General features: G+C 59.5%; 12 protein-coding genes and 1 pseudogene. 9 read left to right on the forward strand and 4 right to left on the reverse strand.

Going from position 1 to position 15517, the window contains the following annotated elements; translation table 11 throughout:
- Positions 1–303: 303 nt before the first annotated feature.
- Both lon and AWB75_RS34765 read right to left on the reverse strand, forming a co-directional pair.
- A complete protein-coding gene (gene lon, locus AWB75_RS34760; protein WP_407642203.1) occupies positions 304–2664 on the reverse strand; it encodes an endopeptidase La in 2361 nt (786 codons plus the stop codon).
- Positions 2665–2752: 88 nt separating this feature from the next.
- Positions 2753–3157, reverse strand: a complete 405-nt coding sequence (locus tag AWB75_RS34765; RefSeq protein ID WP_087087167.1) for an Hsp20/alpha crystallin family protein — start codon at positions 3155–3157, stop codon at positions 2753–2755.
- A gap of 440 nt (positions 3158–3597) precedes the next feature.
- On the opposite strand from AWB75_RS34765, the gene AWB75_RS34770 reads away from it, so the two are divergent.
- The 4 genes from AWB75_RS34770 (at position 3598) to AWB75_RS34785 (ending at position 9269) form a co-directional block, all read left to right on the forward strand.
- Complete coding sequence (locus AWB75_RS34770; RefSeq protein ID WP_235012400.1) at positions 3598–3996, forward strand: host attachment protein; 399 nt, start codon at positions 3598–3600, stop codon at positions 3994–3996.
- Positions 3997–4502: 506 nt separating this feature from the next.
- On the forward strand, positions 4503–5555 hold the full coding sequence (locus AWB75_RS34775; RefSeq protein WP_061128489.1) for a Dyp-type peroxidase: 1053 nt from the start codon (positions 4503–4505) through the stop codon (positions 5553–5555).
- Positions 5548–6351, forward strand: coding sequence for a family 1 encapsulin nanocompartment shell protein (locus tag AWB75_RS34780; RefSeq protein ID WP_061128490.1), 804 nt, complete (start codon positions 5548–5550; stop codon positions 6349–6351). The genes AWB75_RS34775 and AWB75_RS34780 overlap by 8 nt, the downstream gene beginning before the upstream one ends.
- Before the next feature lie 149 nt (positions 6352–6500).
- Positions 6501–9269 carry an ATP-dependent Clp protease ATP-binding subunit gene (locus tag AWB75_RS34785; RefSeq protein WP_061128497.1) on the forward strand — a complete coding sequence of 923 codons (2769 nt, stop codon included), beginning with the start codon at positions 6501–6503 and terminating at the stop codon, positions 9267–9269.
- 40 nt (positions 9270–9309) lie between these two features.
- Here AWB75_RS34785 and AWB75_RS34790 read toward each other — a convergent pair whose 3' ends face one another.
- Positions 9310–9525 carry a hypothetical protein gene (locus tag AWB75_RS34790; RefSeq protein WP_061128491.1) on the reverse strand — a complete coding sequence of 72 codons (216 nt, stop codon included), beginning with the start codon at positions 9523–9525 and terminating at the stop codon, positions 9310–9312.
- Positions 9526–10092: 567 nt separating this feature from the next.
- Here AWB75_RS34790 and moaA point away from each other — a divergent pair.
- Complete coding sequence (moaA, locus tag AWB75_RS34795; protein ID WP_061128492.1) at positions 10093–11163, forward strand: GTP 3',8-cyclase MoaA; 1071 nt, start codon at positions 10093–10095, stop codon at positions 11161–11163.
- 41 nt (positions 11164–11204) lie between these two features.
- Here moaA and AWB75_RS34800 read toward each other — a convergent pair whose 3' ends face one another.
- Complete coding sequence (locus AWB75_RS34800) at positions 11205–12632, reverse strand: aminotransferase-like domain-containing protein (RefSeq protein ID WP_061128493.1); 1428 nt, start codon at positions 12630–12632, stop codon at positions 11205–11207.
- Between the two features lie 324 nt (positions 12633–12956).
- Here AWB75_RS34800 and AWB75_RS34805 point away from each other — a divergent pair, with 324 nt between their 5' ends.
- The 4 genes and pseudogenes from AWB75_RS34805 to AWB75_RS37500 all read left to right on the forward strand — a co-directional run.
- Positions 12957–13946 (forward strand): LysR family transcriptional regulator, encoded by a 990-nt coding sequence (locus AWB75_RS34805; protein WP_061128494.1) that lies wholly within the window; start codon positions 12957–12959, stop codon positions 13944–13946.
- Between the two features lie 24 nt (positions 13947–13970).
- Positions 13971–14429 carry a phosphate-starvation-inducible protein PsiE gene (locus tag AWB75_RS34810; RefSeq protein ID WP_061128495.1) on the forward strand — a complete coding sequence of 153 codons (459 nt, stop codon included), beginning with the start codon at positions 13971–13973 and terminating at the stop codon, positions 14427–14429.
- Between the two features lie 228 nt (positions 14430–14657).
- Positions 14658–15011 (forward strand): annotated as a pseudogene (locus tag AWB75_RS34815) (helix-turn-helix domain-containing protein); the annotation flags it as partial.
- A gap of 180 nt (positions 15012–15191) precedes the next feature.
- On the forward strand, positions 15192–15517 hold a 326-nt coding region (locus AWB75_RS37500; protein WP_235012265.1), incomplete at its 3' end, for a DUF6431 domain-containing protein.

Below are 15517 nucleotides of genomic sequence, written 5' to 3' on the forward strand. Positions count from 1 at the left end.
TCATTTCATTCCAGGCGGCTGCGGAAGAAATCCGGTGTGCTCATCGGCGCTTCTCACTCCCAGAAGATAGGCCAATTTCATATTGAAACTGGGAGTTTCGCAACCCTTTATCTGCACCTATTCGCACGCGGTGCTTGGCTTCGCGCGATTCTGCAAGACCGACTACGTAGAGAAGGTGTTCGTGAACACTTGCGGTTCGACGATGCTATGTATCGGGCCTCGGCAGAAGCGTCATGGTCGCAACAGGGATAGATAGGTGCGTTGGTCGGTTCTCGAACGACGAATCGGCATCTCCACAGCAAATCAACGTGATGCAGCGTCGTGCACCACGGCTGGATGGTTGTCGATTATTTCGCGTAGCGCATCATCAACCGTTTCCAGGAGGACGAATCGCATCTGGTCGCGCGCATCAGCCGGAATATCTTCGAGATCAACGGCATTGCGCGCGGGAAGGAGTACGGTGCCGATGCCGCCACGCAATGCTGCCAGGACCTTCTCCTTGATGCCGCCCACGGGCAGAACTACGCCACGCAGACTGATCTCGCCGGTTACGGCGCAATCGCTCCGCACTGGCTTCCCCATGAACAGCGACGCGATTGCGACGAACATTGCGACACCCGCGCTGGGTCCATCTTTGGGTACCGCCCCGGCAGGCACGTGGATGTGAATGTCTCGCTTTTCAAATTTGGAGCTATCGACGTGAAGCATGTCGCTGCGGGATTTGACAAGCGTCAGCGCAGCTTGGGCGCTTTCCTTCATCACATCGCCCAGCTGACCTGTAAGCACTAGTCTGCCATTGCCGGGTGAACTGCTCGCTTCAATAAAGAGCAAGTCGCCGCCAACTGGAGTCCATGCCAACCCGGTAACCACACCCGGCAGGCTGGTGCGCATCGCCACCTCGTTTTCAAACCTTCGGTGTCCGAGAATCGACGAGAGGTCGTCGGGCTTGATTCGTTCGTGCGTCGTCTGGTCTTCTGCGACGCGCAGCGCAACATATCGAAACACAGCGCCAATCCGACGTTCCAGGCTGCGAACACCGGCCTCGCGCGTATAGTCGCGAATGATCGAGACAATCGCATCGTCGCTGAGCTCGGACTGAGTCTCGGTCAGTCCGCAAGCCTTCAACTGTCGGGGAACGAGAAAGCGGCGCGCGATCTGAAACTTCTCGGCTTCCGTGTACCCCGGCAGATCGAGCATCTCCATGCGGTCCCTCAAGGGGCCGGCTATGCCTTCCGCCTGATTTGCGGTAGCAATGAACACCACAGCGGAAAGGTCGAAGGGAACGCCCAGGTAGTTGTCGCGGAAGGAACGGTTCTGCTCAGGGTCCAGGACCTCGAGCATCGCGGCCGACGGATCACCATGCACGCCGTGCCCCAGCTTGTCGAGTTCGTCCAGCAGCATCACGCAATTGCGTGCTCCGGCTTTTCGGATGGCCTGGATGATGTTCCCCGGCATGGCTCCGATATAGGTGCGCCGATGGCCGCGAATCTCCGACTCGTCATGCACCCCCCCGAGGCTCACACGGACGAATGGTCGCTCCAGAGCCCGGGCGATGCTCTGGCCTAACGAAGTCTTTCCGACGCCAGGAGGCCCCAAAAAACAAAGAATCGGCGCGTTTCCGTTCGGATTGAGCTTCTTCACGCCCAGATACTCCAGGATGCGTCTCTTCACCTTTTCGAGACCGAAGTGCGCTTGTTCAAGCACACCCCGAGCACGCGCGATGTCAATGGGCGCCTCCGGCGGAAGCGTCCAAGGCAGTTCGGTCAAGAGCTCCAGATAGCTGGTGCCAATCGCATATTCAGAGGACCCTTCCGGTGCGCGTTCGAGCCGGGTCAGCTCCTTGCGAGCATGCTTGTCGACGTCCGGAGGCATATGGGCGACAGTTACGGCTTCAGCCAACTGTTTGAGTTCCTCCTGCCTGTCGACATCTTCTCCGAGTTCCTTCTGGATTGTCTTGAGTTGCTCACGCAGCATCACTTCGCGCTGTCGCTCGTCGAGCCGACCTCGCGTCCGTTCCCCAATCTCGAGTGTTAGACGAAGCACCTCGATTCGTCCGGCGATGGCGTCCAGCACCTTGTCGAGCCGCTTGCAGATGTCGAGCGTTTCAAGGATATCCTGTTTGCGTTCCGGCTGGATGTCGAGCATGCCGGCCACCGTATCCGCCAGAAGTCCCGGAGATTCGATCGCATCGAGTGCCTTAACCAGTTCGGCGCCCGCATTCGGCAATAGCGCGATCATTTCTCCGGCGCGTTGGCGCAGGACAAGAACGCGTGCGTCGATTGCGGCATCGGTTTGCGCCGAGTCGGGGATGAACTCGACATGGGCTGCGCGAAAGTCCAGGCCATCAACCGGAGCGATGAGGCGGAAACGATCAATCCCCTGGCAGACAAGGTGATGATAACCGTCTTGAGCGTTCGTCAGATAGCGCAGCACATTGGCCACGGTCCCTACCGTGTGCAATCCATCGAAAGGCGGATCCGCAACTTGCGGGTCGCGCTGCAGGACGATACCCAAAGGAGACTGACGTTTGACGGCCGCCTGCACGTCCCGTTTCAAGAGCGCGGTCTCGACCCTGAGCGGCAAGACCAGGCCGGGGAACAGCACAGCGTTACGCACCGGTAGCAAAATCAGGCCATCTTTGGGCAATGGCGATGGAAATGGCATCTCGCTGCCCGCCGTTTCCGTCTCCTGGCGCTTGCTGTTGCCGTCCGTAGTCATCTTTGCTCCTCGAAAGCACCGTCGGCAGATAGTTTCAGTCCAGCGTCTCGATTTCCAGCAATAGGCACCCGTGCTCTGAATCGCGGCGACTTAGACGATAGCGTCCCGCAGGAAGCCGAACTTGTCGCTCAAATCGACCGTACGGTATCTCGAAGCAATGCACGGTACCCTTAAAAAACGAACTGGAGAGTTTTCTTTCAGCGGTAACGATCAAAGTATCGTTTTCGAGGCTTACTTGGACGAGCTCCGGCCGGACGCCGGGCAATGCGACAACGATGGACAATCTGCCATGGTCTTCGAAGAGCTCGATGGGCGGCTCCCATACGGGCTCCTTTGCGCGCTGCCCAGCCAGTCGAAAGAATTGACGATGCAACCGGGCGGCACGCTCCAGCGCGTCAACGGCAGCCTCCCACAGTCCGGCTTGATGGTTGATTGTCATGATCCGATTCCGATGCGTGGCCTTTCGACGCAGAACTCCTGACTCATTAAAGGGCGGACACCGCGGGACTGTCAAGAAACCATCTTCTACAGAAAAATATTACGAATTTGATACCCGGTTGCACGCGACGTCAGCAGCAGCAATGTACTTGAAGCGATCATGCGGAATGGCGCGTTGCGAACACGAGTCCGGCATGCAAGGTTAGGAATTCGACGTAACGGAGATCCGATAATATATATCGTGTTTAGCGATATATAACGACGCGGTGCGCGTCACTGCCATGATGGTAGGGACACGGAGAGGGCAGGCGAGGTGCGGCTCAACCGCCGTTTGACGTGCCAACCGGCTTGACATCCCGACGACGGGGGCGTGAAGATGGCCTTCAGATTGGCGTGTCGGAGCCGAGCGTTTTCGTTTTGAAGCCTTTGCACTGGAGGATCATGATGAACGACATGACTTGGACTGTGGTGGCTGATGAAGGTCGGGCGCGGGTGTTCCAGGCGCGAGGGCTCACACTCGATCTGGAGGAGGTCGACGGCTTCGTCAATGTCGCGCATAGCGCGACGACACTGACCGAAAAGCAGGCAGTTGCATTTTCCGCAAGCGAGCGAAAAGAAAAAGAAAGAGACAAGTTTGCGTGCCAGGTGGCCGAGTACCTGGAAAAGGCACGCCTCCATCAACGCTTTGACCGACTGAGACTGGTTGCGGAATCCAAATTCCTTGGCATGATGCTTTCCTACATGAGCGTGGAGACTCGAGGACTTGTGTTCGAGCAGCTTAGCAAGGATTATTCGACGCTGGGTACCCGAGACATACAGGAGCGCCTGCGGCAGGGCTGACTTTCCGCTCTTGATGGGCTCGTCCTAGCGGCGCGTCAGGGCTCGCGCTCGGTGGACCACTCCAGTCATCGCTCCTCAAGCATTCCGATTGGCCATGATGATGGGCCGTTTGGCCGAAGCACCGCGCCCGCGATCAGGCTCACGGGCTGCGGATGGCTCATCGCCATGATGTGGAACTGCGTTTTACTTCGCGATCCACGAATTGAGAATTCTCCTCACGCTGCCACCGGATCTGCCTGCTAAGTTTCTATCGGGGAAGGAAGAGCCTCGATGGACGCAATAGAATCTGCCGGAGGCGCGTGCAAACGGGTTAGCGGTTTCTATCGCGCCTGAGGCCAATGAAGCCGTTGTTTCGCTGTTCGTGCTTATGGTCGGCCGCATGTACGAGCCTTGCCTCGGCGAAGCAATTCAACGTCACGCTGGATTCTTCGAGGTCTGCCCTTGCGTGACTGTCGGCGTGGCTACTCGGTTGAACAAGTTATATAACGCAATAGAATAAATTTCAGATGCCCAACAACACACCAGAACCACAAGCCGTCTGCGATCCGATTTCTCGAAGCGCGATCTTCCTCACACTCACGGTGGGACGTGACGAAGGCCAGCGCGACGTTGTCCGGTCGTGGTGCGGCGAAATCGCTGCGCTGGTCCGCGCCGTCGGCACGCGCGCGCCTACCGCCAACCTTTCCTGCGTGTGCGGCTTCGGCTCCAAAGCGTGGGAATTGCTCTTCGGTGCGCCGCGCCCCGCGTCCCTGCACCCGTTCATCGAGTTCGGAACGGGCGCGCGCCGCGCCGTCGCGACGCCGGGCGACATCCTGTTGCATATCCGCGCCGACCACATGGATTTGTGTTTCGAACTCGCGTCGCAGTTGTTGAACAAACTCGGCAATGTCGTCACGGTCGTCGACGAAGTGCACGGCTTCCGTTACTTCGATCTGCGCGACATGATCGGCTTCGTCGACGGCACGGAAAATCCCTCGGGTAAAAGCATGGTGGGCTTCACGATCATTGGCGAGGAGGACGCGGACTTCGCGGGCGGCAGCTACGTGGTCGTGCAGAAGTACTTCCACAATCTGGATGCCTGGAACGGTCTGACGGCGGAGCAGCAGGGGAACATCATCGGGCGCGAGAAGCTATCGGATGTCGAACTGGACGCGGCCGTGAAGCCCTCGTGCTCACACAGCTCGCTCACGACCATCGACGAGGACGGTCAGGAGGTGAAGATCCTGCGGCACAACATGGCCTTTGGCCGTCCGGGTGCCAAGGAGTTCGGCACGTACTTCATCGGCTATGCGCGCAGGCCTGCGCCGATCGAGCAGATGATGGAGAACATGTTCGTCGGCCGCCCGCCGGGAAATTATGACCGATTGCTCGATTACAGCCGCGCGGTGACGGGCGGGCTTTTTTTCGTACCCTCCGCCGATCTGCTGGACGCGCTTGCCGACAGAGAACCCGCAACAGCGTCGACATCATCTCTGCCTTCTAGCGCGCCTTCGCCCAAGGCAAGCCGCAGCGGAACATTGGACATTGGGTCACTCAAAGGAACTCAACAACATGAATAACCTGCATCGCGAGCTCGCACCAATTTCCGCAGACGCATGGGAACAAATCGAAGCCGAAGTGGCCTGCACTTTCAAGCGCTCGGTCGCAGGGAGACGCGTCGTCGATGTGAAAGACCCCGGCGGCGCGGCGCTCGCGGCCGTCGGCACCGGGCACCAAACGAACGTCGCGGCGCTGCAGGAAGGCGTCTCGGCGAAGCTTTACGACGTCCGGCGGCTGGTGCAGCTCACCGTCCCATTCACGCTGCAGCGTGAGGCGATCGACAGCGTGGAACGCGGCTCGAACGACGGCGACTGGCAGCCCGCCAAAACCGCCGCGAGCGAACTGGCGCTCGCCGAGGATAGCGCGATTTTCGATGGCTACAAGGCCGCGGAGATCGTGGGTATCCGCGAAGGCGGCTCGAACGCGCCGACGATACTGCCCGCTGACATCGACGACTATCCCGCCGCCATCAGCCAGGCGCTCGAGAAGCTGCGACTCGCGGGCGTCGACGGACCATACTCCGTGCTATTGGGTGCGGAGGCCTATACCGCGCTTTCCGCGGCGAGCGATCAGGGTTATCCGGTGATCCAGCACATCAAGCGTATCGTCAGCGGCGATCTCGTGTGGGCGCCTGCGCTACAGGGCGGCTGCGTGCTATCGACGCGCGGGGGCGATTATGAGCTGCATATCGGACAGGACCTGTCCATCGGCTATACGAGCCATACCGATACGACCGTGCAGTTGTATCTATGCGAGACACTGACGTTTCTGTTGTTGACGAGCGAGGCATCGGTGTCCATCGCGGCAGGGGAATGACACCTGGCCGTATCGGGCAACACGAGGCCATAGAATGACCTTGGGGAGTAGGACCTGGTTACCACGCGGTGGTTCGGGTCGAGCCGCGCCGACGGTCGCATATCGGTGGACTCGATGGTGAACCGCCCATAACTTGGAGACGATTGATCATGCCTGCCCTTTGCGAAATTTGTCATGCCCGCCCAGCCGTCGCGCAAGTGACCGTCGTGCAGAACGGCGAGCGCAAGTCGATGTCGATCTGCGAATATGACTATCGTCAGCTGATGCGGCATCAAAGCATGCTGAATCCGTTCGATTCCCTGTTGGGCGGCGGAGGTTTGTCGCGTCTGATGGGCGGAATGGCCGGCACCGGCGATGAGGACGACGATATGGTCGCCTCCGTACCGCGCGAATCCGTCGATGTCACCGATGCTTTCAGTGAGCAGACAATGGAGTTGCTGCAACGCGCCGCTGAAAAGGCGCACGAGTTGCAGAAGACCGAACTCGACACCGAACAGGTGCTCTATGTGCTCGCCGACATGGATGTTGTGCAGGCGCTCTTCAAGGAATTGAAGCTGTCGCCGGACGACATCAAGCGATACATCGACGAACACGCGAAAAAAGGCAATGCCGATTCCGACGCGCCCGTTGAGAAGATGACCGTCTCGCCGCGTCTGAAGAAGGCGTTTCAGTACGCGTTTCAGGCTTCGCGCGAACTCGGGCATTCGTATGTCGGGCCGGAGCATGTGCTGATCGGCTTGGCTGCGGTGCCGGATTCCATTGCCGGGACGCTGTTGAAGAAGTATGGCGTGACCGCCGAAGCCCTAAGGCAAAAGGTCGTCAAAGTGGTCGGCAAGGGCGCGGAGGACGGACGCGTCAACACGCCGAGCGGCACGCCGACACTCGACAAGTTCGGCCGCGATCTCACCGCGATGGCGCGTCAGGGCAAGCTCGATCCGGTGCTCGGCCGCGCGCAGGAAATCGAGAGCACGATCGAAGTGCTCGCGCGGCGCAAGAAGAACAATCCGGTGCTGATCGGAGAGCCGGGAGTGGGCAAGACGGCGATCGTCGAAGGGCTCGCGCAGCGCATCGTCAATGACGACGTGCCGGAAGATCTGCGCAACAAGCGGCTCGTCGAGATCAACATCAACTCGATGGTCGCGGGCGCGAAGTATCGCGGCGAATTCGAGGAGCGCGCGAAGCAGCTCATCGACGAGATCACCGCCAAGCAGGACGAGCTGATCGTGTTCATCGATGAGCTGCATACGATCGTCGGCGCGGGGCAAGGCGGCGGCGAAGGCGGTCTCGATATCGCGAACGTGCTGAAGCCCGCGCTCGCGCGTGGCGAACTGAGTCTCATCGGGGCGACGACACTGAACGAATACCAGAAGTACATCGAGAAGGACGCAGCGCTGGAGCGGCGCTTTCAGCCCGTGCTTGTGTCCGAGCCGACCGTGGAGCAGACCATCGTGATCCTGCGCGGTCTGCGCGACAAGCTCGAGGCGCATCATCAGGTGACCTTCGCCGACGATGCATTCGTCTCCGCCGCCGAGCTGTCGGACCGCTATGTCACGTCGCGCTTTCTGCCGGACAAGGCCATCGATCTCATCGATCAGGCCGCGGCGCGCGTGCGCATCGGCGCCACTTCGCGACCGCCCGAGATTCAGGAGCTCGAAGCGGAGATCGCGCAGATGAAGCGCGAGCAGGACTATGCCTCGTCGCGCAAGCGTTTCGATCAGGCGAAGAGTTTCGAGGAGCGCATCAAGGAAAAGCAGGCGAAGCTCGACGAACTCACCGAAGCGTGGCAGCGCAAGACCGGATCGGAGACGCTGGAAGTCACGGTGGCAGCGGTCGCGGAAGTCGTGTCGCGGCTCACGGGCATACCCGTCACCGAACTCACGCAGGAAGAGCGCCAGAAGCTGCTCGAAATGGAAAACAAGCTGCGCGAGCGCGTGATCGGACAGGATGAAGCCGTGGTCGCCGTGAGCGATGCGGTGCGTCTGTCGCGCGCGGGCATGGGTCAGGCGAACCGGCCGATCGCGACCTTCCTGTTCCTGGGGCCGACCGGCGTCGGCAAGACCGAGCTCGCGAAAGCGCTCGCGGAAACCGTGTTCGGCGACGAGCAGGCGGTGATCCGCATCGACATGTCGGAGTACATGGAGCGGCATGCGGTTGCGCGGCTGATCGGCGCGCCGCCGGGATATGTCGGTTATGACGAGGGCGGTCAGCTGACCGAGCGCGTGCGCCGCCGCCCGTATTCCGTGATTCTGCTCGATGAAATCGAGAAAGCGCATCCGGACGTGAACAACGTGCTGCTGCAGGTGTTCGACGACGGCCGCCTGACCGATGGCAAGGGCCGCGTGGTCGACTTCAGCAACACCGTCATCATCTCGACGAGCAATCTCGGCGCGTCCATCATCATGGACAACCTTGAGAAGAGCGAAAACGATCGCGATTCGGAAAAGGAAATGCGCGCGAAGCTCATGGACGTGCTGAAAGTCCACTTCCGTCCCGAGTTTCTTAACCGCATCGACGAAATCATCGTGTTTCATGGTTTGTCGCGCGAGAATATTCGCTCGATCGTGCAGATCCAGATCGAGCGCGTCACGCGCACGGCCGCCGCGCAGGACATCACGCTCAAGGTCCAGGATTCGGTCATCGATCATCTCGCCGACGTCGGTTATCGGCCGGAATTCGGCGCACGCGAACTGAAGCGCCAGATTCGTCAGGACCTGGAGACGCGGCTCGCGAAGGAGATTCTCGGCGACAAGCTCAAGTCGGGCGATACGGTCGATGTGAGCTATGACAAGGACACCGAGAAGGTCGCGTTCAGCAAGGTCGAATCTGACGCGAAGCCGAAGAAGGCCAAGTCGGCGAGCAAGAAGAGCGCGCCAAAGTCAGCGGAAGGCGCGAAAGAGTCCGCCAAGAGCGAATCCTGAAGGTGCGCGTCGGGCGTTCTAAGGGAGGTGGGCGGCAATGTCAGCTGCCCAGCTCCTGAAAGGCATGGCCGTTCGCATCGATCTGCTTGACGATCTCGGGCGACAGTTCGCTTTGCCATATATGCCCAGAAAACTGCCACTGTTTTGCTTCGGCCGCCGCGAAATCCGGCAGGCCTGCTCCCTTGCGAACGTATAGCCCAAGCGTCGGTTTGGTGAGGTTGATGTAGAAGTCAAACTCCGCCTGTTGCTGTTGCATCGTGCACCTCCGGACAGCTTGGAAAAGCGCGTTTCACTCAGCATAGGCCACGCTGCGGCCAAACGTGATTTTTACGTCCAGTACGTACGTACCCAAAGCACCAGCGAGCCCGAGGCACTATGGCTCGTCGAAGTCGAATCACCGCACTGCTCGTGTTTCCTTTCCATCTCCTCCTCTCGTTGGTAAGCCCTCACTGACACCTGATTCAGGGCAAGGACGCGCAAATCGAATCGACCACGCGATGATCCAACTGAAGCCGATGTCGCCGAAGTGCGGCGTCCGCGCCAAGAACGCCTCGGCGAGGAATGAGGTTCACATTCCAATACTTAACATCGACAAAACTCAGGTTAACGTGCGCGCGATACGTCCTTAAAATTGTATGCACGCCGAACTGTGCGTCTGGGGATCAACGCGAACTGTACGTCCGATGCACGCACCGATCGAGTATTCTGCAGCACAATTCATGCGTCGAGCAAACGCTTTCCGCTTGCCGTCCGTCGCCGGTGCCGCAACTTCCGCGGTTCACTTTATATCGTGAAAATAATCGATCAGTCGTTACTCTCGGACTTGGCAGCTCGTGATCGCCTGTCTGACGGCGATTCCGCGCCTATCCTCGACAGGTTCGATCGTCCGCTGCGGGATTTACGGCTGTCCGTTATTGACCAATGCAACTTTCGTTGCACCTACTGCATGCCCCGAGACACGTTCGGCGCAGACTATCCGTTCCTCGCGTCTTCAGAGCGCCTGTCATTTTCGCAAATGCTCAAGCTTGCAAGCGCGTTTGCTCTGCTCGGCGTGGAAAAGATTCGCATCACTGGTGGGGAGCCGCTCTTGCGGCGTGGCCTCGAATCGCTGATAGAGCAACTCGCGAAACTGCCGACTCTAACTGGCAAGGCGATGGAACTTGCGCTCACGACGAACGGTTCTCTGCTTGGCGCGAAGGCACGATCGCTTCGTGATGCTGGTCTCGGCCGCGTGACAGTCAGTCTCGACGCCGTCGATTACGCGGTGTTCCGCCAGATGAGCGATGTCGACATACCGGTGTCACGCATCCTGCAAGGGATCGAGACGGCGCGCGCGGTCGGGCTCGATCCGATCAAGGTGAACACGGTGGTCGAGCGAGGTGTGAACGATGGCCAGATTTTGCCGCTCGTTCGACTTTTTAAAGGCACCGGCGTGGCAGTACGCTTCATCGAATACATGGACGTGGGCGGCGCCGTCGAGTGGTCGAACGCGAAGGTGCTCACGGCCCGGGAGATTCGGCACATCGTCGAATCGGAATTTCCCTTGATCCCCGTCGCTGCCGCCGCGCAGAAGGGTACTGCCATTAACTATCGCCATGCGGACGGCGAAGGTGATGTCGGATTCATTGCGAGCGTATCGAAGCCGTTCTGCGGCTCGTGTTCGCGTGCCCGGGTGTCCGCCGACGGAAGGTTTTATTCATGTCTATTCGCCACGACAGGAATGGACCTTACTCGGTGGCTCGCGGACGCTGCGCCGGTCGAACAACTGGCCATGGCTATCCGCGGTCAGTGGATTCAGCGGGATGACCGCTATTCTGAGCTTCGTTCGGCGCAGCGTAGAAAGGGGGTAGGACGAGTCTATCCGACAGTCCGCATGTCGCTTGTCGGGGGCTGACGCGAGGCCGGTCCATGGCAGTGGAGAAATGCCAAGGCGCGCTAGCGCGAGCAGTCTGCGACGATCTTTCCGACGGTAATGACCGCCTGTTCGATTTCGCTCGTCCACGGGCTGCTGTAGTTGAGCCGTATGAAATTCCGGTAGGTCGACTCGGAAATCGAAAACATATAGCCCGGCCCGATCGTAATGCCCTGGTCGAGCGCAAGCTTGTAGAGACGCATCGAGTCGACGCTGGATGGCAATTCGATCCACAGCACGTATCCGCCGGCGGGGCTGGATATACGTGTGCCCTCAGGAAAGAAACGTGAAACGATCACCTTCATGAGATTGGCCTGCTGTGCATAGGCCTTCCGTATCCGTCTCAGGTGATGCTCATACCCATCGCGCTCGAGGAATTCTGCTATTGCCAGTTGCGGAATCGAGGGCGAAGTCAGCGTGTTCAGGAACTTGAGCTTCTCCACGCGATCGCGATAGCGGCCGGGCATTGCCCAGCCGATACGGTAGGCCGATGTCAGGCTCTTCGAGAAGGATGAGCAGTGAAGCACGAGACCCTTGGTGTCGAAGGACTTCAACGTGCTCGGGTAGAAGCGATCGAAATGCAGCTCGTTGTAAACGCCGTTCTCGATGACCGGAATGTCCTGCGCGGTAAGGAACTGGACGAGTTCTCGCTTGCGCTCGTCGGGCATCTGGAAGCCAAGCGGGTTCTGAAAATTTGGCATGACCATGCAGGCGGTGACCGTCTGGGACTTCACGATCGCGGCAAGCGCCTCAATATCGATGCCGTACTCCGGATGCGTCGACACTTCAATTGCCTTCATGCCCATGCGTTCGATTGCATGGAGCATGGCATAAAACGTCGGCGACTCGACCGCGATCACATCGCCGGATTTCGCGACCGCCTGAAGACAGAGATTGATGGCCTCGGTTGCGCCGACCGTAACGATGATCTCATTCGGATCCACCGCCATGCCGTTCTCGAGGTAGCGACGCGCGATTTGACGCACAAGCTTCGCGTTGCCCGGCGGCAGCGCATCGGTCACGCCCCATTGCGCCTTGCCCCGGCCCGCGTTATAGGCATAGCGGTTGAGCCGCTCGAACGGAAACAGACTGGGATCGGGGTAGGGCGAACCGAGCGCCACCGCATCGTCGACACCGATGGAACGCAGCGTCGACAGCACCAGTCGGCTAACGTCGACCGGTGACGAGATCGGAATCGGTCTGGACGGCCGTAGCTCAAGTAGCTTCCGCTCGCTCGCGTCGCCGTGAAAGTTGACGAAGTAGCCCGACTGGGGCCTGCTCGTCACCAGGCCGCGGCTTTCGAGTAACACGTACGCGCGGATGGCAGTCGTGACGCTGATCCGATTCCGCTGGCTCGTCTGACGAACTGACGGAAGACGCTCGCCATGACGATATACGCCTTGACGGATCGACCGCTCGATGTCGTCTGCAAGCTTTTCGTAGAGATTCATCCGACGATTCCCTGACGTCCGCTGAGTGGCGCCACCATCCGCGCGGGCAGGCTGGCGCTGACAGATGGTCGCCCGGTTCTGCGATCGTAGCAAACTGTAATGACGGGAACCGGCCCGAACTGTGCACTCCGGGACTGACGCTATGGTCGTACTCTTTTTTCCATTGAACAGACGAAGCGGGATCCCGACGTTGGGATGCGCGCGTAAGGATTGAGGCCAGAGAATGAAAGAGGTGAATTGGAAGGATCTAACCGGCGTAAAACATCGGCGGTCTGCCCGCTGGGCGGCTCATCACGGTGACGAAGCGAAGGGGGGCCGAATAGGATGAACTTGCTAGAAGCCATGCGCATATACGTCAGGGTCGTCGAACGTGGGAGCATCTCCAACGCGGCAAGGGACCTCGACATCGGACAGCCGACCGCGAGCGAACGTATCGAGCGGCTCGAAAAATATCTCGGTTGTCGGCTCCTGCTTCGCAGTGCCCGCGCATTTAATTGCACGCCCGATGGCATCGCCTTCTACGAGCGTAGCAAGAGGATCCTTTCCGCGGTAGAACAGGCGGTGGCTGAAATGTCGAATGACGAGCAGGCAATCAAGGGGACGATTCGAATCGCGGCGCCTCATTGCTTCGGCGAGACTGTCGTCTCGAAGACGTTGGCGCTCATTCGTACGGCCTATCCGCAACTGGAACTGGAACTCGTGCTCAACGACAGGATCGCCGATCTCGTGACGGAGGGTGTGGACATTTCGTTTCGTCTGGGATCGCTTGGAGAGGGCGCATTCATTGCCCGTCAATTGGGGCAGATCGGGCGTACGCTTGTTGCGGCGCCGAGCTACCTCGGTCAGCACGAACCGATTCTGGAGCCAGCAGACCTGATCGGGCATTCGTTTATTCGGACGCAGGGGACGTTCAGTTCAGGGCAGTTGCCTCTCCGGCAAGACGCGAGCGTCGTGGAAAGCGCCTCGATTAACACAGCCATCAGGGCCAGTCATTGGCGGCCCGTGTACGAAATGATTTTCTCCGGCGTCGGCATCGGCGTGCTGGAGGATCCGGCTTGCGCCGATGCGCTCGCAGACGGCCGGCTCGTCCGGATCCTGCCTCAATACGAGGTACCGTCGTTCGAGTTGAACCTCCTGATCCAGGCGCAACGTCCGGTGCCGCCGCGGGTGCGCGCGATCGTGACGTTGCTGAAGACCTGCATCCCTGAAATTCTGGAAAGGATCGACGACGATCGCAACAAACTAGAAGACGGCTTGGAAGCGCCTGTCAGCGATGAGGTTTCAAGGCTTCTGAACTCGTCGTTGCGGCGTTGAATTCCAATCATATCCGGGTCATCGATGAAAGAATACCGCGGTAAGCAAGATCTGACCGAAAGCATTAGACGAAGATTCGACCACTTGATCAATGTGGTCGAGTTGACGGTGCTCGTCCTAATCGGCCTCGCCACCGCGTTTGCCATGGCTCAAGAGACCTGGAAAGTCCTGAGGGCCGGCACCGTCTCGCTCACGGACCTACTGCTGATGTTCCTATATCTCGAAGTCCTAGCAATGGACGCGCGATATCTACGCCTTGGGCAGTTGCCGGTGCGGTTTCCGCTCTATATCGCCATGGCGTCGCTGGCCCGGGACCTCATCCTGAACCGGGACGGCACCGCGGACCAGCATATCCTTATTATTACGGTCGGCATAGCTGTGTTGGCCATCAGCGCCGTTGTCCTCCGGTTCGGTCAACACCGATATCCCGCACGCGACGATGAGGGACGCGATGAACTCTCTGACTCCCGCCCTTCATCATAAGATCTCCGATGGGGACTCTCCATAACTCGACAACATCGGTGATCCCGTCAATACGCAAAATCCGCGATTCTCACCGAGGAGTGCACCTGTGGTTCAGAACGCCAATGTCGTCAGAGCACGGCAGTGGTAATCGTCGTGATTTGCGCTATCTGAGCGTCAGCATTTGATTGGCGGATTCAACCGGTCGATGCAACACAATAACGCCATGTGAGCGGCGGGAGTGTTGCGATGAAACAGAGACGCCGAATTTATTACAGTGAGAGTCAGAAGGCGCTGATGTGGGAGCGCTGGCGTGCGGGCGAGTCGCTGCAGCATATTGCGCAGCTATTCAATCGTAACCATTCATCCGTAGCGGGAATACTGGCGCAAACTGGAGGAATCCAGCCTCCACTGCGACGGCCATCGAAGCGATCGCTCACGCTTGCCGAGCGCGAAGAAATCTCAAGAGGTCTCGCAGCGGATGAGTCGATTCAATCGATCGCACGGCGCCTGTCGCGAGCGCCGTCTACGATCTGCCGCGAGATCAAGCGCAACAGCGGCGAGAAGGGCTATCGGGCCGACTCCGCTGATGAGCTTGCCTGGTGTTATGGCGCGCGCAATATGAGATGGAACAGGGGATGTTTGTCGCGCGGACGGCGAGAACGATGTTCTGAACTTTTCCGCGCGTAGCGCGCGACGCTGCAGGCGTAAAGAAGGCCGATGCACCTCTGGTATCGTGCGACGTTGTCCAGACCCCGCACGTTTTCCAGAACTGACCGGCCTATGCATCGTATCGTACACGCCCATCGCGCGCTGGAGCAACACCAGCGCGCCATCCTCTTCACGCTCGAATCCTACCGTCCGCCGCGTTGTCCGCACTGCGGCGTCGCCAGCCTTTGGGGGCATGGCTTTTACGACCGCAAGGCTGATCGCAGCGCAGCCGGTGCGCTGAATCCCGTTCTGGTGCCGCGCTTTCGCTGCACGGCGTGCTGCCGTACCTGTTCACGCCTACCGCTGTGCTTCTGCCCGCGCCGCTGGTACGGCTGGGCATTGCAGCAGCTGGTGCTCTCCCTGTGCATGTCCGGCATGTCGCTGCGCCGCATCGCCGC

It is taken from the genome of Caballeronia catudaia, from assembly GCF_001544755.2.
GTDB classification, from domain to species: Bacteria; Pseudomonadota; Gammaproteobacteria; order Burkholderiales; family Burkholderiaceae; genus Caballeronia; species Caballeronia catudaia.

Excerpts from the sequence above, each read along its gene's own strand:
- AWB75_RS34765 (WP_087087167.1), bottom strand. The coding sequence starts at position 3,157 with ATGACAATCAACCATCAAGCCGGACTGTGGGAGGCTGCCGTTGACGCG.
- AWB75_RS34790 (WP_061128491.1), bottom strand. The coding sequence starts at position 9,525 with ATGCAACAGCAACAGGCGGAGTTTGACTTCTACATCAACCTCACCAAA.
- AWB75_RS34805 (WP_061128494.1), top strand. The coding sequence starts at position 12,957 with ATGAACTTGCTAGAAGCCATGCGCATATACGTCAGGGTCGTCGAACGT.
- AWB75_RS34810 (WP_061128495.1), top strand. The coding sequence starts at position 13,971 with ATGAAAGAATACCGCGGTAAGCAAGATCTGACCGAAAGCATTAGACGA.
- AWB75_RS34800 (WP_061128493.1), bottom strand. The coding sequence starts at position 12,632 with ATGAATCTCTACGAAAAGCTTGCAGACGACATCGAGCGGTCGATCCGT.
- AWB75_RS34770 (WP_235012400.1), top strand. The coding sequence starts at position 3,598 with ATGATGAACGACATGACTTGGACTGTGGTGGCTGATGAAGGTCGGGCG.
- lon (WP_407642203.1), bottom strand. The coding sequence starts at position 2,664 with ATGCCATTTCCATCGCCATTGCCCAAAGATGGCCTGATTTTGCTACCG.
- AWB75_RS34780 (WP_061128490.1), top strand. The coding sequence starts at position 5,548 with ATGAATAACCTGCATCGCGAGCTCGCACCAATTTCCGCAGACGCATGG.
- AWB75_RS34785 (WP_061128497.1), top strand. The coding sequence starts at position 6,501 with ATGCCTGCCCTTTGCGAAATTTGTCATGCCCGCCCAGCCGTCGCGCAA.
- AWB75_RS34775 (WP_061128489.1), top strand. The coding sequence starts at position 4,503 with ATGCCCAACAACACACCAGAACCACAAGCCGTCTGCGATCCGATTTCT.